General features: G+C 59.7%; 25 protein-coding genes. 10 read left to right on the top strand and 15 right to left on the bottom strand.

The annotated features are described in order from the left end of the window. From DTP52_RS22500 to DTP52_RS31225, 6 genes are all read right to left on the bottom strand, one after another. Positions 1-1,239: TonB-dependent siderophore receptor (locus DTP52_RS22500; RefSeq protein WP_158285174.1), on the bottom strand; the 1,239-nt coding region annotated here is incomplete at its 3' end. Positions 1,240-1,311: 72 nt separating this feature from the next. Further along, entirely contained in the window at positions 1,312-1,701 is a 390-nt protein-coding gene (locus DTP52_RS22495; protein WP_041020387.1) for a DUF2946 family protein, read from the bottom strand. A 61-nt stretch (positions 1,702-1,762) separates the two neighbouring features. After that, positions 1,763-2,338 carry a c-type cytochrome gene (locus tag DTP52_RS22490; RefSeq protein ID WP_052239506.1) on the bottom strand — a complete coding sequence of 192 codons (576 nt, stop codon included), beginning with the start codon at positions 2,336-2,338 and terminating at the stop codon, positions 1,763-1,765. Beyond that, a complete protein-coding gene (soxC, locus tag DTP52_RS22485; protein ID WP_256594273.1) occupies positions 2,325-3,632 on the bottom strand; it encodes a sulfite dehydrogenase in 1,308 nt (435 codons plus the stop codon). The genes DTP52_RS22490 and soxC overlap by 14 nt, the downstream gene beginning before the upstream one ends. A gap of 185 nt (positions 3,633-3,817) precedes the next feature. Then, positions 3,818-4,435 (bottom strand): TetR/AcrR family transcriptional regulator, encoded by a 618-nt coding sequence (locus tag DTP52_RS22480; protein WP_025214418.1) that lies wholly within the window; start codon positions 4,433-4,435, stop codon positions 3,818-3,820. Between the two features lie 71 nt (positions 4,436-4,506). Continuing rightward, positions 4,507-4,707 (bottom strand): hypothetical protein, encoded by a 201-nt coding sequence (locus tag DTP52_RS31225; protein ID WP_162492173.1) that lies wholly within the window; start codon positions 4,705-4,707, stop codon positions 4,507-4,509. Here DTP52_RS31225 and DTP52_RS22475 point away from each other — a divergent pair. The 5 genes from DTP52_RS22475 (at position 4,706) to DTP52_RS22455 (ending at position 9,364) form a co-directional block, all read left to right on the top strand. Further along, positions 4,706-5,521, top strand: coding sequence for a DMT family transporter (locus tag DTP52_RS22475; protein WP_256594272.1), 816 nt, complete (start codon positions 4,706-4,708; stop codon positions 5,519-5,521). The two genes, DTP52_RS31225 and DTP52_RS22475, sit on opposite strands and share 2 nt — an antisense overlap. 104 nt (positions 5,522-5,625) lie before the next feature. Continuing rightward, positions 5,626-6,426, top strand: coding sequence for an AraC family transcriptional regulator (locus DTP52_RS22470; protein WP_030141819.1), 801 nt, complete (start codon positions 5,626-5,628; stop codon positions 6,424-6,426). Positions 6,427-6,483: 57 nt separating this feature from the next. Beyond that, the gene (locus DTP52_RS22465) at positions 6,484-7,908 is read left to right on the top strand and encodes an FAD-binding oxidoreductase (RefSeq protein WP_027912459.1); all 1,425 of its coding nucleotides are present in this window, start codon (positions 6,484-6,486) and stop codon (positions 7,906-7,908) included. Beyond that, positions 7,905-8,246, top strand: a complete 342-nt coding sequence (locus DTP52_RS22460) for a cupin domain-containing protein (RefSeq protein WP_027912458.1) — start codon at positions 7,905-7,907, stop codon at positions 8,244-8,246. Before DTP52_RS22465 ends, DTP52_RS22460 begins: the two co-directional genes overlap by 4 nt. Before the next feature lie 44 nt (positions 8,247-8,290). Next, entirely contained in the window at positions 8,291-9,364 is a 1,074-nt protein-coding gene (locus DTP52_RS22455) for a polyamine ABC transporter substrate-binding protein (RefSeq protein ID WP_109755298.1), read from the top strand. Between the two features lie 395 nt (positions 9,365-9,759). Here DTP52_RS22455 and DTP52_RS22450 read toward each other — a convergent pair whose 3' ends face one another. The 8 genes from DTP52_RS22450 to DTP52_RS22410 form a co-directional block, all read right to left on the bottom strand. Beyond that, positions 9,760-11,355, bottom strand: a complete 1,596-nt coding sequence (locus DTP52_RS22450; RefSeq protein WP_109755297.1) for a gamma-glutamyltransferase family protein — start codon at positions 11,353-11,355, stop codon at positions 9,760-9,762. Positions 11,356-11,379: 24 nt separating this feature from the next. Further along, the gene (locus DTP52_RS22445) at positions 11,380-12,252 is read right to left on the bottom strand and encodes an ABC transporter permease (protein ID WP_076384070.1); all 873 of its coding nucleotides are present in this window, start codon (positions 12,250-12,252) and stop codon (positions 11,380-11,382) included. Beyond that, positions 12,249-13,196, bottom strand: coding sequence for an ABC transporter permease (locus DTP52_RS22440; RefSeq protein WP_109755296.1), 948 nt, complete (start codon positions 13,194-13,196; stop codon positions 12,249-12,251). The genes DTP52_RS22445 and DTP52_RS22440 overlap by 4 nt, the downstream gene beginning before the upstream one ends. Before the next feature lie 34 nt (positions 13,197-13,230). Beyond that, entirely contained in the window at positions 13,231-14,733 is a 1,503-nt protein-coding gene (locus DTP52_RS22435; protein ID WP_109755295.1) for an ABC transporter substrate-binding protein, read from the bottom strand. Continuing rightward, positions 14,730-15,848: an ABC transporter ATP-binding protein gene (locus DTP52_RS22430; protein ID WP_109755294.1), complete on the bottom strand. Its 1,119-nt coding sequence runs from the start codon at positions 15,846-15,848 to the stop codon at positions 14,730-14,732. Before DTP52_RS22430 ends, DTP52_RS22435 begins: the two co-directional genes overlap by 4 nt. After that, positions 15,845-16,849: an ABC transporter ATP-binding protein gene (locus tag DTP52_RS22425; RefSeq protein ID WP_109755293.1), complete on the bottom strand. Its 1,005-nt coding sequence runs from the start codon at positions 16,847-16,849 to the stop codon at positions 15,845-15,847. Before DTP52_RS22425 ends, DTP52_RS22430 begins: the two co-directional genes overlap by 4 nt. Then, positions 16,846-17,583 carry a FadR/GntR family transcriptional regulator gene (locus DTP52_RS22420; protein ID WP_109755292.1) on the bottom strand — a complete coding sequence of 246 codons (738 nt, stop codon included), beginning with the start codon at positions 17,581-17,583 and terminating at the stop codon, positions 16,846-16,848. The genes DTP52_RS22425 and DTP52_RS22420 overlap by 4 nt, the downstream gene beginning before the upstream one ends. A gap of 510 nt (positions 17,584-18,093) precedes the next feature. Then, entirely contained in the window at positions 18,094-19,143 is a 1,050-nt protein-coding gene (locus tag DTP52_RS22410) for a LacI family DNA-binding transcriptional regulator (RefSeq protein WP_109755290.1), read from the bottom strand. A 162-nt stretch (positions 19,144-19,305) separates the two neighbouring features. On the opposite strand from DTP52_RS22410, the gene DTP52_RS22405 reads away from it, so the two are divergent. From DTP52_RS22405 to DTP52_RS22385, 5 genes are all read left to right on the top strand, one after another. After that, positions 19,306-20,394 (top strand): fatty acid desaturase family protein, encoded by a 1,089-nt coding sequence (locus DTP52_RS22405; protein WP_109755289.1) that lies wholly within the window; start codon positions 19,306-19,308, stop codon positions 20,392-20,394. Between the two features lie 36 nt (positions 20,395-20,430). Further along, positions 20,431-20,751 (top strand): MocE family 2Fe-2S type ferredoxin, encoded by a 321-nt coding sequence (locus DTP52_RS22400; protein WP_109755288.1) that lies wholly within the window; start codon positions 20,431-20,433, stop codon positions 20,749-20,751. Between the two features lie 9 nt (positions 20,752-20,760). Next, complete coding sequence (locus DTP52_RS22395) at positions 20,761-22,002, top strand: NAD(P)/FAD-dependent oxidoreductase (RefSeq protein WP_109755287.1); 1,242 nt, start codon at positions 20,761-20,763, stop codon at positions 22,000-22,002. A gap of 1 nt (position 22,003) precedes the next feature. Further along, the gene (locus DTP52_RS22390) at positions 22,004-22,840 is read left to right on the top strand and encodes a sugar phosphate isomerase/epimerase (protein ID WP_053178882.1); all 837 of its coding nucleotides are present in this window, start codon (positions 22,004-22,006) and stop codon (positions 22,838-22,840) included. Positions 22,841-23,083: 243 nt separating this feature from the next. After that, the gene (locus DTP52_RS22385; RefSeq protein WP_233459533.1) at positions 23,084-24,802 is read left to right on the top strand and encodes a RopAA-2; all 1,719 of its coding nucleotides are present in this window, start codon (positions 23,084-23,086) and stop codon (positions 24,800-24,802) included. 83 nt (positions 24,803-24,885) lie between these two features. Here DTP52_RS22385 and DTP52_RS22380 read toward each other — a convergent pair whose 3' ends face one another. Beyond that, the gene (locus tag DTP52_RS22380; protein WP_109755286.1) at positions 24,886-26,283 is read right to left on the bottom strand and encodes an MFS transporter; all 1,398 of its coding nucleotides are present in this window, start codon (positions 26,281-26,283) and stop codon (positions 24,886-24,888) included. Positions 26,284-26,334 lie beyond the last annotated feature (51 nt).

The following is a 26,334-nucleotide window of genomic DNA, read 5'->3' as shown; positions in this document are numbered from 1 at the left end:
ATCCATCCCCGGAATGTCCAGGAAGTGGCCCGGCTCGAAGCCATCTGGATCGATGGTGTCGAAGGCGCCTTTGGACAACGGGTAGTTGGTTTGCTGGTTGGTGTTGTAATCCACGCCCAGCGCCCAATCGCTAGCCAGGCCGAACAGTTGAGCCTGGTGAGTCAGCTCGATGCGGTCACCGTTGACCTCCTGGTCGTGCCGCTGGCGGTAACCGCCGGAGCGGGCGATGGCGCTGTTGTCGCTGTTGTAGCGGTAGACCTCAAGGTTGCGGTAATCGCGCTGGCCATCGTAGTGGTAGAAGGTATTGCGCAATTGGGTATTGTCGTCCAGCTGGTAGTCCGTGATCGAGCGTATCCAGCGGGTGCGCTGCTCGTAGCGACCGTCCTCGACGTTGTAGTTGTTGAAGCGGTTGCGCTTGTCGATCTGCAGCTTGCCGGTCAGCGGTTGCAGCACCGGCGTGCCCCAGTAGGGACTGTCTTCCTTCTCCTCCAGGTACTCGATCGCCAGCGTATGGGAGAGTCGGTCGTTGATGTCGCTGAGCAGCGAGAAGGCCAGGTTGCCCGCACCGTTCTCCTGGCGATCTATGTAGCCGTTGCTGCTGGTGTGGCTGTAGTCGAGGCGCGCATAGTGGCGCGGGCCATCGCCGCTGTTGAGCGCTTTATTGAAGCCGACCGCGGTTTCCCAGGTGTCGTAGCGACCGTAGCTCATCCGGCCTTCGAAGGTATCTTCCTCGCGGTTGGCAAGCTTGGTGATCACGTTCAGGCTGCCACCCACGGCACCGCTGCCGTTGAGGAACGAGGACGGGCCGCCGAGCAATTCCACCCGGTCATAAATCCAGGCGCCGACCGGACGTGCTGCGCCGCCGTATTGCAGATTGATGCCGTTGAACAACTGGCTGATCTGGGCGCCGTTGAAGCCGCGGTACGATACATAGCCGCCCCAGCCGGGCGGCGCAGAAGCGTTAACCCCAGGCAGAGCGTTCGCCGCGTCTTGAAAGTTGCGTGCGCCGATACGTTCCATCGTCTTGCGATCGGCCACGCTTACAGAGGCGGGATTTTCCCGGGCACTGAGATTCAGGCGCGACCCGCTTTCGATGGGGGTATCCAGGTCCAGGCGGGTGGCCGGTTTCGGCTGGTCGGCCGAGGCATTGATGTAACTGGTGGGTAAGTTCAGGGCAGTGTCTTGCGCCCACGCGCAGGTGCTGCCCGCGAGCAGCGCTAAAGTGGTCAAGCGAAACATGAAGAGCTTCCTGGCTTAATTCGATGAGCACACACCCCGCCGCGCTTGATGCAGCGGCGGGTGGTGAAGATGTCAGAGCGCGGGAAGCAAGGCGGGGGAGGCGCGAGGATTGATCAAGGGCCATCGCTGCCTGGGTAGGCAACGGGTCGGTTGTGCGGGCAAGGGCTTGGCTGGCTCGCCGGCAAGCAGGGCGAGCAGCCCGAAAAACGCCGCCAGCAGGATCGCACCGAACAGGCTCGCAATGACGCAATCAGCGACGACGGGCAGCGAAGGGGCGGGCACATCCTGCAGGCCCTCGAATATTGCCCCGCCGTCAGTAGAGCAAAACAGTCCGCCGTCCAAACCGCTCAATCGCAAGCCGGCCATTTGTCCATGGCCCATCGCGCACAGCAACGAACCGAACAGGATGCTGAAGTACAGCACCCAGGCAATCATCGATTTTTCGCGGCTGGCCAGCTTCATCAGCAAAGCTCGTTGAGAAGGAACGGTTTATCGGCGAGCGGATTTTACATTTTTTGATCCGTCAGTGAGCTTTTAAACAGTTCGACATACAGGCAACCGCCTTGCTGTCCGGTCTGTCGTCGGTATAAAAACCGTCTCGATTCGGCATCTTTACATCCGCCAAGGTCGATGCATCCACGGTCGCGTTGGCGTCCAGCAGCTTGTTCATGTGCAGGATGTAGCCGGTCACCGCATAGACTTGTTCGTTGGACAATGACTGTGGCGCCTGGAAGGGCATGGCTCTGCGGATGTAGTCGAAAAGCGTCGTTGCATAGGGCCAATAGCTGCCGACTGTCTTGAGCGGTTTGTCAGTCGTCAGCGTTCCTGCGCCCCCCGCCAACGCGGGGCCGATGCCACCTTCGAGCTTCACGCCATGGCAACTGACGCAGCTGCTCATGTAGACCTTTTCCCCATCAGCCACCGTTGCGCGCCCTGGAGGCAAGGCCTTGCCGTCGGGCGCCACGTCGATGTTCCAACTGGCGATCTGCGCTTCGGTAGCCTTGGTGCCCAAACCGTATTGGGATTGTGCCGAGGCATGAGTCAGCGCACAGGCGCACAGCAAACCGATGAGAAACGATCCACCTTTAAGCCCGTCCATTGGTCACCTCCCCATTGCTGGAAACACGCCACGGTTGCACCGAATTGTTGTGGTAGAAAGAGACCTTGCCACGTTCATCAATCAACTGTTCCAGCATCGGCTGAACATAGCCGGTCTCGTCGATGGCGCGGCTCATGATCATCAATTCCTGGCCGTTCCATTCGAAAGGCGCCCTGAAGACAGTCAGCGCCTTGGTCAGAATGGGTTCTTGTAATTTGGCTTGCGTCCAGTTATTGCCGCCGTCGACGGAGACATCGACACGGGTGATTTTTCCGTGGCCGCTCCAGGCAATGCCACGCATCTCATGCAGGCCCTTGCGTGTCAGTTTCTGGGTGCCGGAAGGGTAGGTCACCAGCGATTTGCACTCCATGACGAAGGAAAACTTCCGAGCTTTGCCGTCCGCCATCAAGTCGGTGTATTTGGCGGTTTCTTCCCGGCTGTAGGCGGGCGCATCGGTGATATGAAGTCGGCGCAGCCATTTGATGTGGGTGTTGCCCTCGTAGCCGGGGACAAACAGCCGCAGCGGGTAGCCCTGTTCCGGCCTTAGACGCTCGCCGTTCTGGCTGTAGACCACCATCACATCGTCCAGGCATTTCTCGATGGGAATGCTGCGCGTCATTGCCGCGCCGTCCGCACCTTCGGCAATGATCCACTTGGCTTGCGGTTTGAGCCCGGTTTCATCCAGCAGTGTCTTCAAGGTAACGCCAGTCCACTCAGCACAGCTGACCAGGCCACTGACTTCGGCGGCGGTTTTGCCCCACGGAGGTAGAAACGATGGGTTGCCCGAACACTCCATGAAGTGCACTCGTGACACGGCGGGGAACTGGCGTATCTCGTCCACGGTAAAGATCAAGGCGTTTTCGGTGAGGCCATGGATCACCAGCCGGTGTTGCGCCGGATCGATTTGCGGGACACCTGCGTGGTGGCGCTCATAGAACAGGCCGTTCGGTGTAATGATGCCGTCCAGCTCTTGAAGTGGGGAGGTGCTGTAGGCGGACATCGTGTCCTTCAGGCCGGGATATAGATTCCTGACGGCTTTGGTTTCGAACGTTGAAGGTTTGCCATAAGGGCTTGCAGTGGGAGCGCCAAGGCTACGGGTCCATTGCGGGACTTCAAGGGGCAGGTTCGGATCAAGAGGGGCGACGTTGGTCGTCTCTGCGCTGACCAAGTCGCTATCGCCCAGAGCAAAGGCAGCAGTACCGATAACGGCCCCGCTTTTAATCAAGAAATCCCTGCGAGCCAAAGATGTTTGAGGCATGTCTTGCTTGGCGGGGACCATGGATTTTTTTGTCATTGTTGTTCCCTCTGATTCCTTTGTCGGGCTGGACCCAACGGCGAGTCTATAGACCGATCGGTCGGTCTGTAGGTAAGCCTAGAACGAAAAACGCGCGTGGTCCAGTCGCAAGGACGACCATCGGTGATGGCACGTGAATGAGGGGAGCGAGGAAAGCGGCGCACTTGAAGCGCCGCTGATGACAGTCAAGCCGGGCGCGGCTCAACCTTCAGTCCGGGCAGGAGGGTGTCGCAAAAGAACGTCGCGATGGATTCCGGAGAGCGCGGGCCACCGGGCTTGATCCACAAGTAGCTGTAGTGGTGGATACCAAGAATAGCCTTCACGGCTAACGAGTCAGATGTGCGGAAGGTCCCCTCGCTCACGCCAGCCTTGAGGATATTCGACCAGAGCTTTTCATACTGCCGGTGCAGGTCGAGCAATTCAGTCTGGCGCTCGCCAATGACCGAATACACTTCTCGAAAACACACCGTCATTTCGGCCAGGTGGGTGACAATCGTGCGCATCACGATGGCCGAGAATTGGCGAAATTTATCTTCTGCAGGCTGGTCGCTCTCGCACAGGGGCGTGCCTTCTGCGATGAGCACCCGCAGATACCGGCTGGTGATTTCGAACAGCAATTCTTCCTTGCTACCGATGTGGTAATACAGCGCGCCTCGAGCCAGGCCAGTGGCTTTTTCCAACTCAGCCATGCCGGTCGCGTGAAACCCGCGCGTCGAAAACAACTGCGCGGCGATTTTCAGTATTCGCTCCTTGGTGCTTGTTTCAGCAGGTTCGGCAGCGACGACGGCGTTCTTTTTTCCCATGGGTCGATTCCAACCGGTTGAACGTCAATCATACCCATGCGTGCGTGCTGAAGGATACAGACGGGAGAAGCTCATACCATGGTTGCAGGAAGATGGTTGTATTGACCGATCGGTACAGAGGCGCTTAACGTATTTTCAAGGGCGCGGTGGCGTCGAGTGTTCTGAGAGCCTGCCTGGGCATTGGGATCGACCATGACAATAAGCAACTCCGTAACGAAGGCGTCCAGCTCGTCAGCTTCGGCAAGATTGATCGCGATGATCTGTTTCGCCATGCTCGCCTTTGCCGCGAACTCGCTGCTGTGCCGCCTGGCGCTTAAGCACACCAACATCGATGCCGCGAGTTTCAGCGTGGTCCGGCTGGCCAGCGGGGCCTTGGTGTTATGGCTGATATGTGCCTTGAGACGGTCCTCCAGCACGATCAAAGGCAGTTGGAAGGGCGCCGCAGCCTTGTTCGTTTACGTCTTTGCTTTTTCTTTCGCGTACCGTCATTTGGAGACCGGGACGGGGGCGCTGCTGTTGTTTGGCGCGGTTCAACTGAGCATGGTTCTGTACGGCGTGTTCAAAGGCGAGCGGATGCACACGTTGGCAGTCGTTGGGTTTGTGCTGGCGATTGTTGGCTTGGTTAGCCTGCTGCTTCCAGGTGCCGCAGCACCTGACCGCGTTAGCGCACTCACGATGCTGTTATCGGGGGTGGCATGGGGGATCTACTCACTGCTTGGCAAAACTGTCGCCGATCCCTTGGCAACCACAACCGGCAATTTCCTGCGCTCGATTCCCCTGGTCTTGATGGCAAGCGTGCCGTTTCTCTCAGCGTTGCGTTGGGATCCGCAGGGGATACTTTATGCGGTTCTTTCCGGCGCGCTAGCGTCAGGCGTCGGCTACGCGGTCTGGTACGTCGCGGTGCGTCATCTGGCAGCGTTTCAAGCCGCGACGGTGCAGTTGAGCGTGCCCATCCTGGCTTCGCTGGCGGGCATCGTTTTTCTGGGGGAAAGCCTGAGCGTAAGGATGGTGTTGGCATCCATTGCTGTACTGGGCGGCGTTGCGTTGGTGCTGGGTGGCAAGCATGGCAGAGCCACAGGCAGCTAGAGGCCCCGCTCGCTCAATCATGTGCACCTGCGCGTGCCTGAATTTGTTCGCTCAACCACTCAAGGACTAGACTGGTGCCGCCCAGTCATAAGGCCCGTCAACCCATGCTTCTCGTCCCGTCAGATACCGCCGAACAGACAAAACTCACCCTTGAGGTGGTGCTGCGCTATCACATGGCCTGGAAGCACCGCGACCTGGAGGCGATACTCGCGCTCTATCACCCGCAAGTGCAATACAACGATTTTTTCCAGAACCGCAGCATGGGCCTGACCGAGCTGCGCGCCTACATCACCGGCACGTTGCCGCGCCATCCCGATGAATATCTTGAGCACAATGACCGCATCCGCGCTGACGGCTGCACGGCATTCATCCAGTACCAGACCGCTCTGAAGGGCAGTGGCGAGCGGGTGGTTTTTCGCACCAGCGAAGCAATCACCGTATGTGAGGGTCAGATCCTGCGTGTCAACGAATACGCGTCACTCGTGCGCGACGGCGAGCCCCACGCCGGGCGTCGCGCCCCCGCCATCAGTAAGCTAGGGCTCTCGGCGCGCCAGTTGAGTTTCATGGCGCGAGACTTGGCCGATTACTTTACCCGCCAACAGCCATTCCTGGATCCTGACCTGGATCTTGCTCGGATCGCCAGCGCCACCGGGTACAGCCGTAATCAGTTGTCTTACCTATTGAATCAAGTGCTCGGGCAAAGCTTCTATCGCTACGTGACTCAGGCTCGCTTGGCCTACCTCCTTGAACGCCTCGCCAGTTACGACGAAAACGCACCCATCGATGCCCTCGCAGTGGCTGCCGGATTCAATTCCACCTCGGCGTTCTACAAGGCTTTCCGCAGCCATACCGGCTGCACACCAAAAGCCTGGTTGAAGGCCAATTGCGCGCGTACCCGCAGATAACACAGGCCCCTTCGCTGCGCATTAAGCTCTGTCGGCAATCAAACGATGGAGCAGGTAATGGCTGGTTGGGGTGGTGTGAGTTTGTGGATGGAGCAAGTCGACGAGGCGCTGACACCGCGTCCGGCGTTGCATCAGGATCTGCGAGCCGATGTGGTGATCATCGGTGCCGGCTACAGCGGCCTTTGGACGGCCTATTACCTCAAGCAGCAAGCACCGCACCTGGATATCGTCATAGTTGAAGCACAGATTGCCGGTTTCGGCGCCTCCGGCCGCAATGGCGGCTGGTTGATGGGGAATCTGCTCGGCGAAGACCGACTCCTGGGGCCCTTGCCCGCCGCCCAACGTCATGCAGGATATCAACTGCTGCACGGAATCCCCGATGAAGTGGCGCGGGTGTGCCACGTCGAAAGCATCGATTGCGAACTGCGTAAAGGTGGCGTGCTGTACTGCGCGGCGCGGTATCCCGAGCAAGAACGGCGCCTGCGCGAACAACTCGCTGCCGCCCATGCCCAAGGCCTGGGTGAGGACGATTATCGCTGGTTGAGCGCTCAGGCCTTGTGCGAACAATTGAATGTGGCCCAGGCGTACGGCGCCCTGTATTCACCTCACTGCGCGACCCTTCAACCTGCCCGGTTGGTACGGGGGCTAGCCGATGTCGTGGAACGCATGGGTGTGCGGATTTTCGAGCAAAGCGCTGTGCTCGACTGGACGGCAGGCCAAGTTCGAACCGAGCACGGTCGGGTGAGCGCCGATTGGGTGGTGCCGGCAGTCGAGGGATATGCCAGTGCCTTGCCCCCGTTAAACAAATATCAACTGGCCGCCCAGAGCCTGATCGTTGCAACTGAGCCGCTCCCGGCCGATGTGTGGGCCGAAATTGGACTTAGCCGTGGCCAGGCTTTCAGCGAAAACAGCCGACAGGTCACCTACGGTCAGCGCAGCCGCGATGACCGCTTGGTATTTGGTGCCCGAGGAGGCTATCGCTTTGGAGGTCGCCTGCGCAGTGACTTCAACCTCAGTCAGGCCGAACGTGAGTTGCGCCAGTACCTGTTCAGCGAGCTATTTCCGATGTTGCGCGATGTTCGCCTGACTCATGCCTGGGGCGGCAACTTGGGCGTCGCGCGGCGCTTTCACCCGCACATGCTGGCCGACCGCCGCCAGAAAATTGCACTCGCCGGTGGCTATGGCGGCGAAGGCGTAGGCGCCAGCAACCTGGGTGGTCGCACCGTGGCCGCGCTGATTCTTGGTCAGGACAACGAACTGACCCGCCAGCCTTGGGTGTGGGCCGACCGTCCGCTGGCCTCGTTGCCACGCTGGGAGCCAGAGCCCCTGCGCTGGCTGGGTTACAACGCCATTATCCAGAGCTTTGTTCACGAGGATCGGATATTGGCCAACCTCCATGTACCGCGCTGGCGTCGCCGGATGGCCGAGGGTCTGGCGGGTTGCATGGAACGATTGATGAAGTCCAAGGAGCCGTTCCCATGAAGATCGATCATTTTCGCGACACCCCGCACTTGTCTCTCGGGGAATCGGGCGCTGTCGGCGTACCGCTGGGTGAGCCGGTTTCACAGGTTGCCACGACAAGCGTTGAACGCGATGACGGCGTCGAAGCCGGCGTGTGGGAATGCACCCCCGGCCGCTGGCGGCGCCAGATCGTGCAACAGGAGTTCTGCCATTTCATCCAGGGACGCTGCACCTTCACCCCGGATGGCGGTGAGGCTCTTTATATCCAGGCCGGCGACGCATTGATGTTGCCTGCGAACACCACGGGAGTCTGGGACATACAAGAAACCGTTCGCAAAAGCTATGTGCTGATTTTCTGAACTGCCTTCATCCATAACGCTTAGAACAAAGGTTGAGGTCTCGTATGTTGAAATCGATCGTTCCGCTACTGTTGATCGCGTCCACCGCTCAGGCGGCAGACACCGTCAGGATCTACAACTGGAGCAGTTACATTGCCCCAGATACCCTGCAAAACTTTACCAGCCATACCGGGCACCCGACTCAGTATGACGTGTACGACAGCAACGAGGTCCTCGACGCCAAACTGATGGCCGGCCGTTCCGGGTATGACGTGGTGTTTCCCTCCAACCACTTCATGGCCCGGCAGATCAAGGCCGGTGCGCTGAAACCGCTGGACCGTAGCAAACTGCCGAACTGGCAGAACCTCAACCCGACGCTGATGAAAGTTCTGGAGGCCAACGATCCGGGCAACCGATACGGTTTCCCGTACCTGTGGGGCAGCACCGGCATCGGCTACAACGTCGCCAAGGTCAAGGCAGTCCTGGGCGATGTACCGATAGACTCATGGGACATCATCTTCAAGCCGGAGAACATGAAAAAACTCGCCCGATGCGGCGTAGCCATGCTCGACAACGGCCCCGAGATCCTTCCCATCGCCTTGAACTACCTGGGGCTTGGGCATCACAGCAAGGACAAGGCCGACTACGAGAAGGCCCAGGCGCTGCTACTCAAAGTGCGGCCCTATGTGAATTACTTCCACAACTCCAAGTACACCAGCGATCTTGCAACGGGAGACGTGTGTCTGGTCGTCGGGTTCTCTGGCGACGTGATGCAGGCGGCCGCCAGAGCCAATGAGGCCGGCAATGGCCAACAGATTGCCTACGCCATCCCCAAGGAAGGCTCACCCATGTGGTTCGACATGGTCGCCATGCCTGCCGATGCTCCGAATGAAGCTGCCGGTTACGCGTTTCTGAATTACCTGCTGGACCCCAACGTCATGGCTGACATCAGCAACCACGTGCACTATGCCAACGGCAATGCTGCCGCTGAAGGCATGGTCGACAAGGCCATTCTCAACGACCCGATGGTGTACCCGCCTGAAAGCGTGATGAAGAAACTCTTTGTGCTGGAAGCGATGCCGCTGGAGACCGACCGGCTGCGCACGCGTGTTTGGAGTCGGGTTAAAAACGGACAATAAAGTCAATCGTCGATGATGCGGGCAGCCCGGATCATCGGCGGCAGGTCCGCGGTGCGAAAGCATGCCTCACACTGGCACCATGACCGCTTGATGTGCTCTAGAAACAAGTCCAGAATCAAGTCTTTTCCTGCTCCGGCTAGAAAAGAAACCCCTTAAATTTCAACGAGTCGGACACCAGATACGAGTCTCGTTTCCCGCTCCAAGATTCACAAAAAAGCCACTCAGATGAGTGGCTTTTTTTGTGCCTGTGAAATACAGACCCAATGCAAGCTCGCCACAGTTCTGAGTCCTGGGCGGCAAAGCATGTTGGCAATAGCTTGCGGTGGGATGAGAATTAGCGGTTTTCAGAGAATAATCCTACGCGCAACTCAGTTGCGCCTAGGATCTTCGTACTTTCAGTACGCGGCCACCAGACCATCCTTCCGGGGATCAGTGCCACCCACATAACCATGAGTGGTGCGCTGGATAATCTGCGCGCCGCCAAAGGCGAATACGCCGTTAGGTTCTTCGATAACTATGTCGTGGCCTTTGGCACGCAAGGCTTTGACCACCTGTGGGTCGAATGCACGTTCCACTGCGACTTTCAGGCCAGATTCGAGCCTCCAGCGCGGTGCGTCTGCGGCGGCTTGCGGGTTCTGCTTGTAGCGCAGGATGCGCATCATCATCTGTAAGTGACCCTGTGCCTGCATCGGGCCGCCCATCAGGCCGAAGGACATCAACGGCGTGCCGTCGGCGTTCATCACAAAGCCGGGGATTATGGTGTGGAACGGACGTTTGCGCGGTGCAACGTAGTTGACGTGCTGCGGATCCAGGGAGAAGCCCGCGCCACGGTTTTGCAGGCTGATGCCGGTGCCAGGCACCACAACACCTGAGCCGAAGCCCATGTAATTGGACTGGATGAACGAGATCATCATGCCGCTTTCATCGGCCGCCGACAGGTAAACGGTGCCGCCCGGTTTAGGCGAGCCATGCCCCGGATTGGCGGCCTTGTCGGTGACGAGGCCGGCGCGCTCCATCAGGTAGTTTTTGTCCAGCAGATGCTCGGAAGGCACGCGCATGTGGTCGTTATCCGCCACGTGTTCGTCCAGGTCGGCAAGGGCCAGCTTCATGGCTTCCAACACTGGGTGCACGGTTTCCAGGCTGTCCACTGGATGCTCGCCGACGCCCAATGCTTCGAGCATAGTCAGGCCGGACAGGGTAGCGATGCCCTGGCCATTAGGTGGCAATTCATGAACGACGGCGCCGGCGTAGGGCACCGACAGGGTGTCGATCCAGTCCACAGTGTGGGTCGCCAGATCGTCGAGGCTCATGACGCTGCCATTGGCGTTGGCATGGGCGATGATGGCTTGGGCCAGTTCGCCGCGATAGAACGCTTCGCCTTTGGTTTGGGCGATCAGCTCCAGGGTGCGGGCGTGATCCTTGAGCCGGATTTTCTCCCCGGCCTGTGGTGCTTGCCCGTCGGGCAGGAAGCACTCGGCAAAACCCGGCTGATCCTTGAGCCGTTCAGCGCCGAGCTTCCACAGCTGGGCTATGATCGGGGTGACTTGGTAGCCATCCCGAGCATAGCCGATGGCCGGTTCAGCCAGGCTGGCGAAAGGCAGTTTTCCGTAACGCTCGGACAGCTCGACCCAGGCCGAAACCGCCCCCGGCACAGTCACCGCTGGCCAGCCGCGCTGGGGCATTTTGCTCTGCCCGGCGAAAAACTCAGGGGTCCAGGCTTGCGGTGCGCGACCGGAAGCATTCAGGCCCTGCAACTTGCTGCCGTCCCAGACGATAGCGAAAGCGTCGCTGCCGATCCCGCAACCGGTGGGCTCGACCACGGTCAGGACCATGGCGGCTGCGATGGCCGCGTCGACGGCGTTGCCGCCCTTGCGCAGCATGTCCAGCCCGGCCTGGGCGGCCAATGGCTGGGAGCAGGCGACCATGTTACTGCCCATCACTGGCGAGCGTGCCGAAGCGTAGGGTTGGCTGTAATCCAGATCATCAAACATTAGCGTTTCTCTTTGGCAGAAAAGTTAGCCCTTGGGGTCCAGCGCATCACGCAAACCATCCCCCAGCAGGTTGAAACACAGGACCGTAATGTAGATCGCCACGCCAGGCGCAATCGACATCCAGGGTGCCTGCTCCATAAAGTTTTTCGCGGTGTTGAGCATCGATCCCCAGGAAGGCGAGGGCGGTTGCTGGCCCAGACCGAGGAACGACAGACTGGCTTCAGCCAGAATCGCCGAGGCGATGGTCAAGGTGGCTTGCACAACCAATGGCGACATCACGTTGGGCAGCACGTAGCGCAGGATGATCCAGCGATCCGGCAAGCCAATGGCACGAGCACCTTCCAGGTAATCTTCGTGTTTGATGGCCAGCACCTGACCACGGGTCAGTCGGGCAAAGATCGGCATGGCTGACAGGCCGATGGCGATCATTGCGTTGGTCAGGCTCGGGCCGAGGAAGGCGCCCAGCGCAATTGCCAATACCAGAAACGGGCAGGACAACAGCGCGTCCATGACACGGGAAATCATCGCTTCGAGTTTGCCGCCGAAATAACCGCCCAACAGGCCCAAAGGCACGCCGATGGCCATGGCGATGACCACCGAAACACCACCGGCCAGCAACGAACTGCGTGCGCCCCAGAGCAGGCGGGAAAACAGATCGCGACCCAGTTCGTCAGTGCCCATCCAGTAGATCAGCGATGGTGCCTTGCGGACCGCGAGAAAGTTGGCTTTCAGCGGGTCATGGGGCGCAATCCAGGGCGCCAGCAAGGCCGCCAGGATAAACAGCAGCAACACCGCCGCGCCGAGTACCGCGCCTTTGTTGGCGAGGAATTTCTTCACGAACGGTGAGCGGCTGCGGGGGGCGATCACGCTGTGAGGGAGGCTGGAAATAGCGGTCATGAAGCAGTCCTCAGACGCGGATTAATCATCCGGTACAGCACGTCGGCGAGCAGGTTCAGCAGCAGGAAGCCAATTGCGATGCACAGCACCACGCCCTGCACCACGGCGTAATCACGGTTGAACACGGCGTCGACAATCATCTTGCCGAAGCCAGGGATGCTGAAGACTTGCTCGGTCAGCACTGCGCCGCCGAGCAGTTCACCAAACAGCAGGGTTGTCAGGGTCACAATAGGCATCAATGCATTGCGCAGGGCATGCCTGAGGATCACCGTGCGCGGGCGCAGGCCCTTGGCCCGGGCGGTGCGCACGTAGTCGGTGCGCAACACTTCAAGCATGGCGCTGCGGGTATGGCGCATGAGAATCCCCGACAACCCTGCGCCGAGCACGAAGGCCGGCAGGATCAAGGTCTTCAGGTTTTGCCCGAAGTCCTCGCCCACGGGCACGAAACCCGAGGCCGGCAGCCATTGCAGTTTCACGGCGAAGACCATGATCAGCAGGATCCCCAGCCAGAAGTGCGGAATCGAGATCCCCGACAGCGCGATGACATTGGCCCCGTAATCCACGACGGTGCCTTTGCGCACGGCCGAGATAATTCCAGTGGGGATGCCGATCAGCAGTGCGATCAACAAGGCCAGCACTGCCAGCTCCAGGGTTACCGGCAACTTGGACGCCAACAGCGTGGTCACCGGTTGTTCGGTGCGCAGCGAAGTGCCGAAGTCGCCGGTCAGCACATTGCCGACCCAGCTCAGGTACTGCACGGGGATCGGATCGTTGAGCCGATACTTGTCGCGCAGGTATTCCATCACCGCCGGATCGCGCTCTTCACCGGCCATGGCCAGCACCGGGTCACCCGGCAACAGTTTCTGCAGGGTGAAGACGAAGAGCGAAACCAGGATCAGTGTCGGGATCGCACTGAGCAGGCGTCGCAGGATAAACATCAGCATGCCGGACCCTCGTTTTTGCGGTGATCATTCACAGTCATGGCTTGAACGCGACGCTGTTCAGACGAATCAGGCCATCCGGGCTCGGCACGAAACCAGTCACGTTGTTACGCATGGCCATGATTCGCGGATCGAAATACAGATACGCGGTCGGCACTTCGTCAGCCAGCAAACGCAGGGCTTCGTTGTACAGGGCCTGGCGCTGGGCAACATCGTTGACAGTGCGGGCCTTGTCCAACAGCTCGTCGAGTTTGGCGTTGCAGTATTTGCCGTCGTTCTGGCCGCCCTTGCAGGTCACGAACTGGTGAATGTCGCCATCCGGATCAGGACGGCCCGACCAGGCGCTCATGCCGATCTGGAAGTTGCCGCTTTGCTGTTCGCTAAGCATGGTGGCGTATTCAGTGGCAATCAGATTGACCTTGAAACCCGCTTCTTCAGCCATGGCCTGAATGATCTGCCCGACCTGTTGTGCGATAGGGTTGTTGGCGACTTTCAGGTCCACTGCCAGTGGCAGCTTCACGCCTGCTTCGGCCAGCAAGGCCTTGCTCTTTTCCACATCGCGGGTCGGGATCGGCAGATCCTTGTCGTAGTACGGGCTGTTTTTCGGAAATGGCTGGGCGCTCGGCGCATACAGGCCTTCGAACACCACCTGGTTGATCGCATCACGGTCGATGGACAGCTCGAATGCCTTGCGCACGCGCTTGTCTTTGCCCATCGGCGAGTTAGCCTTTTCGCCGTTGTTAATGTTGAACATCAACTGCATGTAGCCAAGCCCAGGCGTGTTATAGACCGCCAGCTTGCTGTCCGCCTTGGCGGTTTTCACGTCGGTGGGGGCAACCCGTTCGATGATGTCCAGGTCGCCGGAACGCAGGTTGGCCAGACGCACCGAGGTGTCCGGAATCGGCAGGAAAATCACCTTGTCGAAGTGATAAGCCTGCTTGTTCCAATAGTTGTCGAAGCGCTCCAGTACAATGCGATCTTGCTGCACGCGCTGGACGAATTTGTAAGGGCCGGAGCACACCGGTTTGGAGGCGAACTCACCCTGGGCGGCCTTCGGCGCAAGCATCATTCCGGCGCGGTCCGAGAGTTGGGAGACCAGGGTGGCGTCCGCTTGCTTGAGTTTGATGGCAACGGTTTTGGCGTCGATCACTTCAACACTGTCCACCGAGGCCAGCTCGCTCTTGCGCAGGGAGTCGGGCAGGGTGCGAGCGCGGTCCAGGTTGAACTTCACCGAGGCAGCATCGAACGCTTCGCCGTCGTGATAAGTCACGCCTTCGCGCAGAGTCATGGTCAGGGTCTTGCCGTCTTCGCTCCAGTTCCAGGCAGTGGCCAGTTGTGGGGCGTAGGTCAGGTCCGGGTTCACATCCACCAGCTTGTCGCACAGTGCGGTATAGACCAGACGGCCCGAATAGGTACGCGAACGATGCGGGTCGAGCCCATCAGGATCGTCCTGAATGCCGATGCGCAGGGTGGATTCGGCAAAGGCGGCGTTGGCGGCCAGCAATAACAAGGTTCCTGTCATGACGCGTGCAATTTTCATGGCTGGCTCTCCACTGCAAGGGATTGATGGTTCTTGAACAGATTCAGGCGCTGGGTGTAGGCAGCGCTGGATGTCGGCAAAATCAGGGTGCCTGCACCGGCATTGGCGATTTCACGCCAGAAGTGGCACGCCACCTGACGCTCGGCCTCGACGGTTTCCATCACTGGCACCACTTCTTTGCACAGCGCCCGGGCGTGCGGGCAGCGGGTATGGAAGCGGCAACCCGATGGCGGGCGGCTCGGGCTCGGCATGTCGCCGCCCAGCAATGGGCGCGGCCGGCGCAGGTCCGGGTGGCTGACCGGCACGGCGGCCATAAGCGCCTGGGTGTAAGGGTGCAGAGGGTTTTCAAACAGGCCGTTGACCGGCGCCAGTTCGACGATTTCCCCCAAGTACATCACGGCTACCCGGTCGCTCATGTGGCGGATCACGGCCAGGCCGTGGGCGACAATCACCAGGGTCAGACCGAATTGATGCTTGAGGTCTTCCAGCAGGTTGACCACTTGCGCCTGTACCGAAACGTCCAGCGCGGACACGGGTTCGTCACCCAGAATCAAACGCGGGTCAGACGCCAGGGCTCTCGCAATGCCGATGCGCTGACGCTGGCCACCGGAGAACTCGTGAGGGTGGCGGCCGCCGTGCTCGGGCGCCAGGCCCACGGTGCGCAGCAACTCGGCGACTTTGGCCTGGCGGTCGCTGCGGCTGGCATCGCTGTGCAGCCAGATAGGTTCACCGACGATGGATTCCACAGTCATGCGCGGATTGAGCGAGGCAAACGGATCCTGAAAGATGATCTGCAAATCACGCCGCACCTGGCGCAGCTTTTCCGGGGTCAGATTGGCCAGGTTGCGGCCTTCATAAATGATGTCGCCCGCCGTAGGTTTGAGCAGGTTGAGCAGTAGACGGCCGAGGGTTGATTTACCCGAGCCGGACTCGCCCACCAGCGCCAGGGTTTCCCCTTTGCGCACCGACAGATTGACCTGATTGACCGCTTGCACCGGCGGCTTCTTGCGCTGGAACAAGCCGCTTTCCACCCCGAAGTGTTTGCTTAGGCCGATGCCGTCGAGAATGATTTCAGGGCTTGCACGCTTAACTATTTGGCGTTCAGAAAGGCTCACGCGCTGACTCCCATATGCTGTTCCAGTGGCGCACGAATGCACGCGGCGAAATGTCCGGGGGAAAGCTCAAGTAGCGGCGGGCGCGCCTCGCGACATGCCTGAATCGCAAAAGGGCAGCGCCCGGCGAATCGGCAACCGGTAGGCATTTGCGCAGGCGTCGGGACGCGACCATTGATGGTTGCCAGGCGACCTTCACGCGGGCCAATCGATGGCATCGAACCCATCAGGCCGATGGTGTACGGGTGCTGAGGGTCATCGAACAGGGTTTTTACCGGGCCGCTTTCCACCACTCGTCCGGCGTACATCACCATCACGTCGTCAGCGACTTCGGCGACCACGCCCAGATCATGGGTGATCAGGATCATGGCCGTGCCGGTTTCAGCCTGCAGATTGGCGATCAGCGACAGGATCTGCGCCTGAATGGTCACGTCCAGAGCAGTGGTGGGTTCGTCGGCAATGATCAGCGCCGGATCGTTGGCCAGGGCCATGGCAATCATTGCCCGCTGCCGCATGCCGCCGGACAGTTCATGGGGGTAGGCGTCCAGGCGTTGCGCGGCGTCAGGCACGCGGACCTTTTCGAGCATTTGCAGGGCGCGCTGACGGGCGTCCCTGGCCGACAGACCCTGATGGCGGATCACGCTTTCGGCGATCTGCTCGCCAATGGTGAAGACCGGGTTCAAGGAGGTCATGGGCTCTTGAAAAATCATCGCCATGCGGTTGCCGCGCACATCCAGCAAGCGCTCGTCGGGCATGCCCAGCAAGGCTTCATCGAGCAGGGCGGACGTACGGGCGGCGATCTTGGCGGTGTCGGGTAGCAAGCCCATCAGCGCCATGGACGTAACGCTTTTACCACATCCGGACTCTCCGACGATGGCCAGGGTCTTGCCGCGCTGGACCGAGAACGAGACGCCGTCCACGACATTGGCGGGTGCGCCTGCAAAGCACACGGTCAAGTTGCTGACACTCAATACCGTGTCGGTGGCCTGAGTTGTGGTGCTCATGAACTTGCCTCCAGATCTTGATTGATGACGTTGTCCAGCGCTTGTTGCAGCGCGCGCAAATGGCCACGCATGGCCGTGGCGGCCTTGATCGGATCACGGTTTTCGATAGCGTCGACAATGTCGTTGTGGTCGTGGCTGTAGGTGTCGAGGCGATCGGCGTTGCGAGCCCGCTGACGCAGGTCACGCCAGGCCGGGTCGAGCCGGATCGCATCGAGCATTTCAAAGATATCCAGCATCAGGCGGTTACCTGCGGCCTCGGCGATCCCGCGATGCAGGGCGCTGTCCCACAGCTCAATGCCCTCGGCATCGGCAGGCTCGGCGGCCTGTTGGTGTCTGGTGCGTTCGGCAAGGCGGCGCAAAATTGCTATCTGGTCGCCGTTGGCTCGAACCGCCGCCAGGGACGCCAGTGCCGGTTCCAGATGCAGGCGCGCTTCCATAACCTCGCTGAAGTTGGTCCGCCCGGACAACCGGGCAAAGCTCATGGCCGCACTCGGTGGCGTAGGGCCGAGGAAGGTTCCTTTGCCCTGGCGCCGCCAGATCTGCCCTTCGGCTTCCAGCACCGCTAGCGCCCGCCGGATGGCCCGGCGACTGAGGCCAAAATCGGCGGCCAGATCCCGCTCGGTCGGCAATGCCCGGTGCGGGAAGGCAGCATGTTGCGCAACCATCTGCCGCAAGGCATCCAGCGCTAGTTTCGAAGTGTTGTCGATGGGTGTGTCAGGGTCGAACCTTTGCATCGTGGTACTCGCGCCAGAGTATGAAAAACGGCTCCGAGCTGACTGTGGGCAGGAGATCGAGGCAAAAGGGTGAGTGCAAGCGCGATGCCAATTGAAATTGGTTCGCCTCGGGATTAGCGCTATGTGCTTAGCTATTACTCAGGAGCAGCGGCGGCGGGGGCCGATAAGCAAGGGTTCGTCGGGTTGGTTCAGGGGATTAAAGAGGATTGGTTCGTGGATGACTGAACCAATTTCCGCCGCTTATGCAGATTGTGCATCGATTCGTGCGTAGTGCGCCGGGGTGGTGCTTGGTATTGATCTGGGAAATTTTGTGTTCGGGCATAACATGCTGAAGAGGTGCACGTATGCCAACCAAACCCGTAAATACGACCTGCACTATCGGGACCTTGAAGGCGATATCGAGGCTGAGGTCGTGATCATCGGGGGTGGTTTTCCTGTATCAACACGTTGCTGGACCTGCCTGAGCACAATGAGCGTGCCTGCAACCATTAAGGTTGTGCCGCCAGCCCATCAGCTTTGAGAATTCTCCGATGTCACAATCTGCAGCGGAACATGCACCCGGTGACGCACAGGATCGAACTGCTCCGCTGTCTGCAATTCCACCAGTAGATCCACTAGCGCCGTTGCAGTCTGGCGCGGTTGAGAGTCGATCACCACGTCGACCAAGCCCTGGGCCAGGGCTTGGCGTGACAGCTCGGTGGACTCCTGCAAAATGCAGCACAGCGTCGGGCGCTTGGGCAGTTGCGCCAACGCGTTGATGATCCCGTCGCCACCGCCACCTACCACGCATAGCCCGCGCAAATCGTCATGCCGAGCCAGCAGGTCGAGGGTTGCTTCTTCGGTGATGTCGCAGTTGTCCAGATTGATCAGCGGCTCCAGCGGGCGCAGCCCAGGTGCGTGTTCGGCCAAGTAACTGTGCAAGCCTTCGACCCGCGCCTGGTGGCCAAGAAAGCGATGACCTCCGAGCAGAATGCCGATGCTGCCTTTGCGCGCGCCACAGGTGCGGGCCAGCAGCCAGCCCATCGTGCGCCCGACTACCTGATTGTCTTGGCCGACATAGGGCTCGGCCGCCGCCTCATGAATGCCCGACAGCAGTGCCACCACGGGCACGCCGGCCTCGCGAATCTGGGCAAGGGCGGCGTTGATCTGCGGGTGGGCGAAGCTGACCACCGCCAGGCCGTCGCACTGCACCGCCAACTGTTCGATCTGGGCAATGATGGCGCTGGGGGTGCGATCAAAAACGTATTCGAATTGGCAGGTCAGGTTGGCCCCGGCCTGGCGCTGCGCGGCCTCGGTGATGGCTTGGGCCAGGTTGGCGTAGAACGCCTGGGCGGTGCCCAGCAGCAGGATGCCGAAACGGTACGTGGGGCGGCGTTCGAGAATGCGCTGGCCGATCAGCCGCGCAGCAAAATAGCCCACGGCTTCGGCGGCCTGAAGCACCTGTTCGGCAGTGGCTGGATTAACCGGGGCGCGAGCGTTGAGCACGCGGTCGACGGTGGCGACACTTAACCCCGCGTGTTGGGCGACCGTGGCGATGGTGGGGCGTTTATTGTTATTCATGATGAGCCTTCAAAGCGTCTTGATAGAAAACTATCAAGCCCTGCAGGAACTGGATGATAGCTTGATAGGGAATGTATTCAAGACCTTGAGGGTACCTTCCACGCTCTCTATATTTTTTTACGCAAAGCACCTGACCTCTCACGCTTGCGGAGAACAATAACAATGCCTCAAGACAACACAGCCTCTCCCCGGGACTATCGCCTGACCGGCCCTGAAGCCGCCCGCGCGGCCGAAAAAGGTCTTGTATCGGCCAGTTGGTACCAGTCGCCCATTTCCCGTCAACGCATGAAGCAACTGATGCAGCGCCGCGACGGCCCGGCCTTGCTCGACACCGCCATCTGGCTGCTGACCCTGGTGATCACCGGCTTCGGCGGCTACTGGTTCTGGGGCACTTGGGCTTGTGTGCCGTTTTTCCTTGCGTATGGGGTTTTGTACGCCACCGCCTCCAACCCGCGCTGGCATGAAGCCGGTCACGGCACCGCCTTCAAGACCCGCTGGATGAATGATGCGCTCTACCAGGTGGCGAGCTTCATGTGCATGTTCGAGCCCCATGTGTGGCGCTGGAGCCATGCCCGGCACCATACCGACACCATCGTCGTCGGCCGCGATCCGGAAATCGTCGAACCGCGTCCACCGAGCTTGTTCATGATGCTGCTGAGCCTGTTCCAGATCCCGTTGCTGCTGAAGACGATGGGAGGCGTGTGCCGGCACGCGGTTGGCAAAATGGATGCCCAGGAACAGACGTTCATTCCTGAGTCCGAATGGTCCAAGGTGTTCCTGGCGGCCCGTATCTGGCTCGTGATTTACGCCGTTGTCTTTGGCGCGGCGCTTTACCTGCACAGCTGGTTGCCGCTGATGTATATCGGCCTGCCCATCCTGTATGGCGGCTGGTTGTCCTACCTGTTTGGCCTCACCCAACATGTGGGCCTGGCGGAAGACGTGCTGGACCACCGCAGCAACTGCCGCACCATCTATATGAACCGGGTGCTGCGCTTTCTGTACATGAACATGAATTATCACCTTGAGCACCACATGTACCCGATGGTGCCGTACCACGCCCTGGCGCAACTCCATGAAGAGATCCGCCACGATTGCCCGCCGCCTTACGCCAACATCGGCGAGGCCTTCAGGGAAATCATTCCGACCCTCTTGAAGCAGCGTAAGGACCCGACGTATTTCGTGCGACGCCCCGTCGGTAGTTCAAGGCCTGCCACCGACGCCCATCCACAGGCTGAAGCCACGCTGGGCTGACACCTTCCGGCTGTATCCCGAACAAGAGAAAACGCCATGAACGATCAATGGATCGATGTATGCGCCGTGGGCGAAATCAATGAAGAAGACGTCATTCGTTTCGACCACGGTCCGCATACCTATGCCATCTACCGCTCTGCTGACAACGAGTTTTTCGCCACTGCTGGCCTGTGTACTCACGAGTCGATCCACCTGGCTGACGGCCTGGTGATGGACCACGTCATCGAGTGCCCCAAGCACAACGGGCGCTTTGACTATCGCAACGGCAAAGCCTTGGGGGCGCCAGTGTGCGTCAATCTCAAGACCTATCCGGTACGGGTCGACGCGGGACGGGTTCTGCTCGCCATTTCGGCTTGACCGCCAGGAGTGCACGCCATGAATGCTCCACTGATTATCGTCGGCGCCGGCCATGCCGGTGGCCGCGCGGCGCTGACCTTGCGCGAGCAGGGTTATACCGGTCGGCTGATCCTGATCGGCGATGAACGCCATCGGCCGTACGAGCGTCCTCCGCTGTCCAAGGGCTTGCTGCAGGGCACGATGGACCTGGACGATTGCAGCCTGTGGGAGGAGAGCCGGCTCACTGAACTGAACATCGAACACCTGGCGGGCAACCCGGTAAAAAGTCTGGATCCGCAGCACCACCGCCTGCAATTGAGCGACGGACGTTGGCTGTCCTACAGCCGATTACTGCTGGCGACCGGAGGGAGAGCGCGTCGCTTGCCCCAGGTGCCTGAATCTCTGGCCAACGTGCTTTACCTGCGCACCCATGACGAAGCCCTGGCCCTGCGCAGCGCATTGAGGCCCGGCACGCGCCTGGTGATTGTCGGCGGTGGCTTTATCGGCCTCGAAGTCGCGGCAACGGCTCGAACCCTGGGCTGTCAGGTGACGTTGCTGGAGGCCGGGCCACGACTGGCCGGGCGAGTCTTGCCTGAAGCCATATCCCAGGCCTTGTTGGAGTTGCATCGGCAACAGGGCGTGGACGTGCGGCTGAACGTAGCGCTCGAATTTGTACAAGGCATTGAACGCGCTGAGGCGGTGCAATTGGTGGACGGCCAGGTGCTGCCCTGTGACTGGGTGGTGGTCGGTATCGGCATGCAACCCAACATCGAATTGGCCGCGGCGGCGGGGCTTGAGGTGGACCAGGGAATTCGAGTCGATGCCCAGTTGCGCACCAGCGCGCCAGACATCTTTGCCGCCGGCGATGTGTGCGAGTTTCGCCTGCACGCCGACGCGTTATTCCAACGCCAGGAAACCTGGCGCAATGCCGAGACCCAGGGCCGTCACGCGGCATTGAATCTGTTGGGCGGCGAGTTGCCGTTCGAGGGAGTTCCCGGCTTCTGGTCTGATCAGTACGACTGGGGCTTGCAGACGGTGGGCGTGATCTCACCGACACCACCTTCGGCCATTCGCACCCTGGCGGACGGTGGTCTGCTGCTGTTCTACCTGGATACCGAGCAACGTTTGCAAGGCGCCTGCGGTTGGGGGCAGGGCAACAGCGTTGCCAAGGACATCAAGTTGTGTGAACGGCTGATTGCCAACTTGACCCCACTCTCTGTGGACGCATTGGCCGACGCCGATGTGTCGCTCAAACATCTGCTAAGGCCCTGACATGCGTGAATTCCTGGTATTTCAGTCCCTGTGGGCCATGCAAGATCACCGTGGTCAATGTGATCTTTCCCTTGAGGCGCAGGTGGAGAAGATTGCCGCCGCTGGCTTCGATGGGATCACCGACCACTTCTGGATTGCGCCACAGGCCGAACGTCTGCATGCCGCTGCCAAGGCGCAAGGCCTGCAAATCGAAGGTCAACTGTTTCCCCGCACCGTGAGTGACTTGGCGCAAGCGCTTGAGGTTGCCTCCCGCTACGGCTGCCACCACCTCACGCTGCAAGCCGACGTCCGGCCGCGCACGCTGGCTCAGGCGATCACTCTGATCGAGGGCTGGCAGCGTCTGGCCGAGCAGGTGGACTTTCCGATCCTGCTGGAAACCCACCGCTATCGTCTCACCAGTGACCTGTTGTTCACCCTCGACTTGCTCGCGCAGATGCCCGACCTCAAATTGTTGGCTGACTTGTCCCATTACGTTGTGGGCCGCGAACTGCCTGAGTCGGCCACTGCCGAAGACGACGAACAGATTCACACCATCTTGCGACACAGTTGGGGTTTTCACGGGCGGGTCGCTAATAGTGAACAGGTCCAGGTGCCCTTGACCTTCGCCCAGCATCGCCCTTGGTTGGACCGGTTTCTGGGCTGGTGGCGTTACGGAATCAAGGATTGGCTGGCGCGACCGAACACACCCGCGAGCCTGTCCTTCACCTGCGAGCTTGGGCCGCCACCCTATGCGATCACGGGGAGTGATGGGCGCGATATAACGGATCGCTGGGGCGAGGCGCTGATGCTGAAGGAACTGATGCGTGGTGTTTGGGATGAGTGTCAGGCGGGGCGCTGATCTAAGGCATGATGGGTTGACGGTCTGTATCAGTGGATAAAACGGCTGAGGTCCAGATTGGAAAACCGCAAGATCCTGTTCCTCGTTTGGGGGCGCCAAGTCAGGGGGCCGACAGATTTCAAAAGTCTTGCAGGTCATTTTGGTACGCACGGCGAGTGCGCGTGTTATCCAGTAGCCGCTTAGTGTTCATTTTTATCAAATCCTTTGGAACGCTTTTTCCGGCACGGCCACTCAGGTGCAAGGATGTCGCCGCTCATAGCGGGGTCATTTGCATTCTTCTATCTGCCGATCACTAAGAGTGATAACGCCATGGATACGCCTAATGTACGTGCAAGCCGCGAGCTGACTCGTGTACCTGATGAGATACAGCAGGAAGCAACGCAACAGGCCTCTCACTCGCCTGACCTCGGCGCTATCGGGTTAGCGATGAGCGTGCGGCTTCAAAACCATTTCGAGGCTCACCTTGAAACAGAGGCTGGCTCCGATCAACCCGCTGCCTCTGCTTCAAGCGCCCGCAACGCGGAGCTGAACGCCATTCGCGATGACCGTGCTCAACGGTTAGAGGCGGGGGGCTATAACGTCCATGACATGGAGAAGGCGGAAAAAAACGCAGCCAGAGCCGACAGACTGTTTGCGTCGATAAAGTCAGGAATGGGCGGGACGCCCTTTGCGGCGCTTACCGAGGCCGGTAATTTCGAGCCGTCCATCCTTCAGGTCGCGGGCAAGCATGGCAATACAGTGCGCGAAGCGGCGATAGAGAACGCCATGTCATGCTTGTATGCCGGTATGGCGGATGCTGCCGGTAACAAGATGATTGCAGGCTTTAAGCCTGGTTATTACCTCAAACCCGAGAGCGATACACTGCACCCGGCGCTTCAAGCATCAGTGGCGGAAAAGCTGCTGGCGTTGGACAAGGGGCCATTGCGTAATGCCTTCGACGAAGCCAATAAGTGGCTCACCGGGTTTGCCGTGCGTAATACGGCAATGTACGCATCAACGCTTGCCATGACGGCTGCTGGCAAAGAGAACCTGGATGCAATCCTGCAACCCGCTTTACGACCGGTCACGGCTATCATCGTGGGTATAGCAATTGAGCATTACAATGTAAGCCGCGATCGCACTAACCATTTAGCTGACCCTGCAATGCTCTATGGTCGTCGGGATGCTGTACCGCAAGGGCAGCCTCATAAGCCTATTGATCAAGATACCGAATGGCTGGATGACTTCGAGACTTTGAAGGATCTCGATGCCACTGCCCTGGTTAAGATGGTTTCCGCGCGGCTTGGTGAAGGCGCGGCTACGGCTCTGAATGCGGTCATCAGCGGCGACGCCTTGAAAGAGATACTGGACCCGGTCAGTGTTGTAGGAAATGGCCTCCTGATTGGCGGTTTTTCTGCAATGGGCGCGGCTACAACCGCCACAGCTAACTTGGCCAAGTCTAAGGAGCTGGGAAAAATGGCGGCTACCGCTGCCTCGGAGGGTGTAAAAAACGTATTGGGTACCCTGGCTTTCGGGCTATGGGCAGCTGGCGCCTCGCTAGGTGGGTCAGTGCCGAAAAAAGCCATCGCTGCTGTCGATGCCCATGTACCAAAAGCAGTCGAAGGGGGCGCAGATGCCGCTGGCAGGGTGGCGGTCAAGGGCGGTGAGCTTGCACTCAAGACATCGCTCACCGGTGCCAGATTTGTCAAAGAGACAGCTGTTTCAGCGACCCATCACACAAAAAGTGCAGCTCAAGCGGCAGGGGATGGCGTCATTAGCGTTGCCGGTGCCATTGGCAGCACCTCCCAATCGGCCTGGGACAAAAGCATTGGAGCCCTGAGGCAACGCGCCGCGGCCACCTCTCAAAGCCAAACCGCTCATGGTCAGAGCATGCCCATGCAGCCGCTCGCGGTTACGCAGGGTCAAGCATCGTCCTCAGCGCCCGCGCGTCCGCCTGCTCAGGATGATGGCGATATCGTGTAGCAGCCTTGAGGTGTCCATGACCAAAAGTTGGAAGCCCGGATCGCTCGTCTCGTCTCCCTCTCCAGGATTTACAAAAAAGCCACTCAGATGAGTGGTTTTTTTGTGCCCGAAAACTCGCAGACATCCTCATCAGCATTGAGCGTCCCGGCGCGGGTCGCGTGCTTATCGATGCGCGCTACGGTAAAGGCACATACTCCAAGCACCGCCGGGCACAAGGCCAATACCGCAAAGCTCTTCACTACGGGCATCCCGCTGTTGAGCACATAGGCACCCAGTAGCGGCCCGCAAATCGACCCGAACTTGCCCATGGAGGCCGCCCAGCCAGCGCCGTTGCCGCGAATGGCACTGGGGTAGAAAATCCCGGCGATGCTGGTGATGCCGTAGTGACTGCCCTTGACGAAAATGGCGCCGACCATGCTCAGTACAATGAAGACGTTGCCCTGCGGGTCGCCAATGCCCAGCACCAGCAGGAAGGGTAATGAAAGCAGGGGATAAATCATCACCGCATAAGGCCCCCGGGTGTCGACCACTCGCATCAACACAAGCCCGGCCATGGCGCCGCTGAAGGACGCGAAGGAACTCACCCAGGACGCGGTAGCCCGGTCGAAGCCCGCATACTGATACACCAGAGGGCTCCATGAGGCGAGGAAGTACATGGCCATGGAGCTTGCACCAAAGCCGATCCAGATCATGGGCGTGATCCATTTCAGTTTGCCGATGAACAGCTGTCCGACCCGAAATGGTTGGCGGCCGATGTCGATTTCATCGGCCAGAAAATAGCGGTCCCCAGCACGCCAATCGATGTCGGGATCCAGACGCCTGAGGATTCGCACCACGGTTTTCGGTTGCTTCTGCTTGCTCACCAGAAACCGCACTGATTCCGGCAGGGTGAAAAACAACAGGGCGCTGGACAACAGCGTGGCGATGCCGCCCAGTACGAACACACTGGCCCAGCCGTACTGAGGTGCGAGCCATACGGTCAGTGGACCGGCTGCCGCGCCCCCCAGGCTGAAGCCGACCATGATGATGGTGATCACGCTGGCACGGTAGCGCTTGGGCACGAATTCGATGTTCAGTGCCCAACACAACGGCAGCATGGCGCCCAGGGCAAAGCCGTTGAGAAAACGCAGCACCAGCAGCGAGGCGTAGCTGTCGGCAAAGGTGAACAGCAGCGTCAGTACACCAAAGGCACTGGTGGACAGAATGATGGTTGGGCGGCGGCCGATCCGGTCGCCGAGATAACCGAAAAAGAATCCCCCCAGCATCATGCCGAACAACCCGATGGAAAAAATGTTGCCCAGTTGCAGTTTGTCCAGGCCGATTTCGTCGGCCATATAGGCGGCGGTATGGGATAGCATCAACAAATCAAAGCCATCGAGGAACGTGATCAGCACTGACACACAGATAATCAGATAGTTGAAACTCGACAGTTTGCGCCCCTCGATCAGGGCGGCGACATCAATTGCGCGTGACGAAGTCATGAGTGATCTCCACACAGTAAGACGCAAGCGAGCAGGCTCCCAAGGATGGGA

The organism is Pseudomonas sp. 43mfcvi1.1, from assembly GCF_900115935.1.
Lineage (GTDB): Bacteria > Pseudomonadota > Gammaproteobacteria > Pseudomonadales > Pseudomonadaceae > Aquipseudomonas > Aquipseudomonas bijieensis.
Note: the sequence above shows the minus strand (reverse complement) of the source record. Positions and strands in the feature narration are given on the sequence as shown.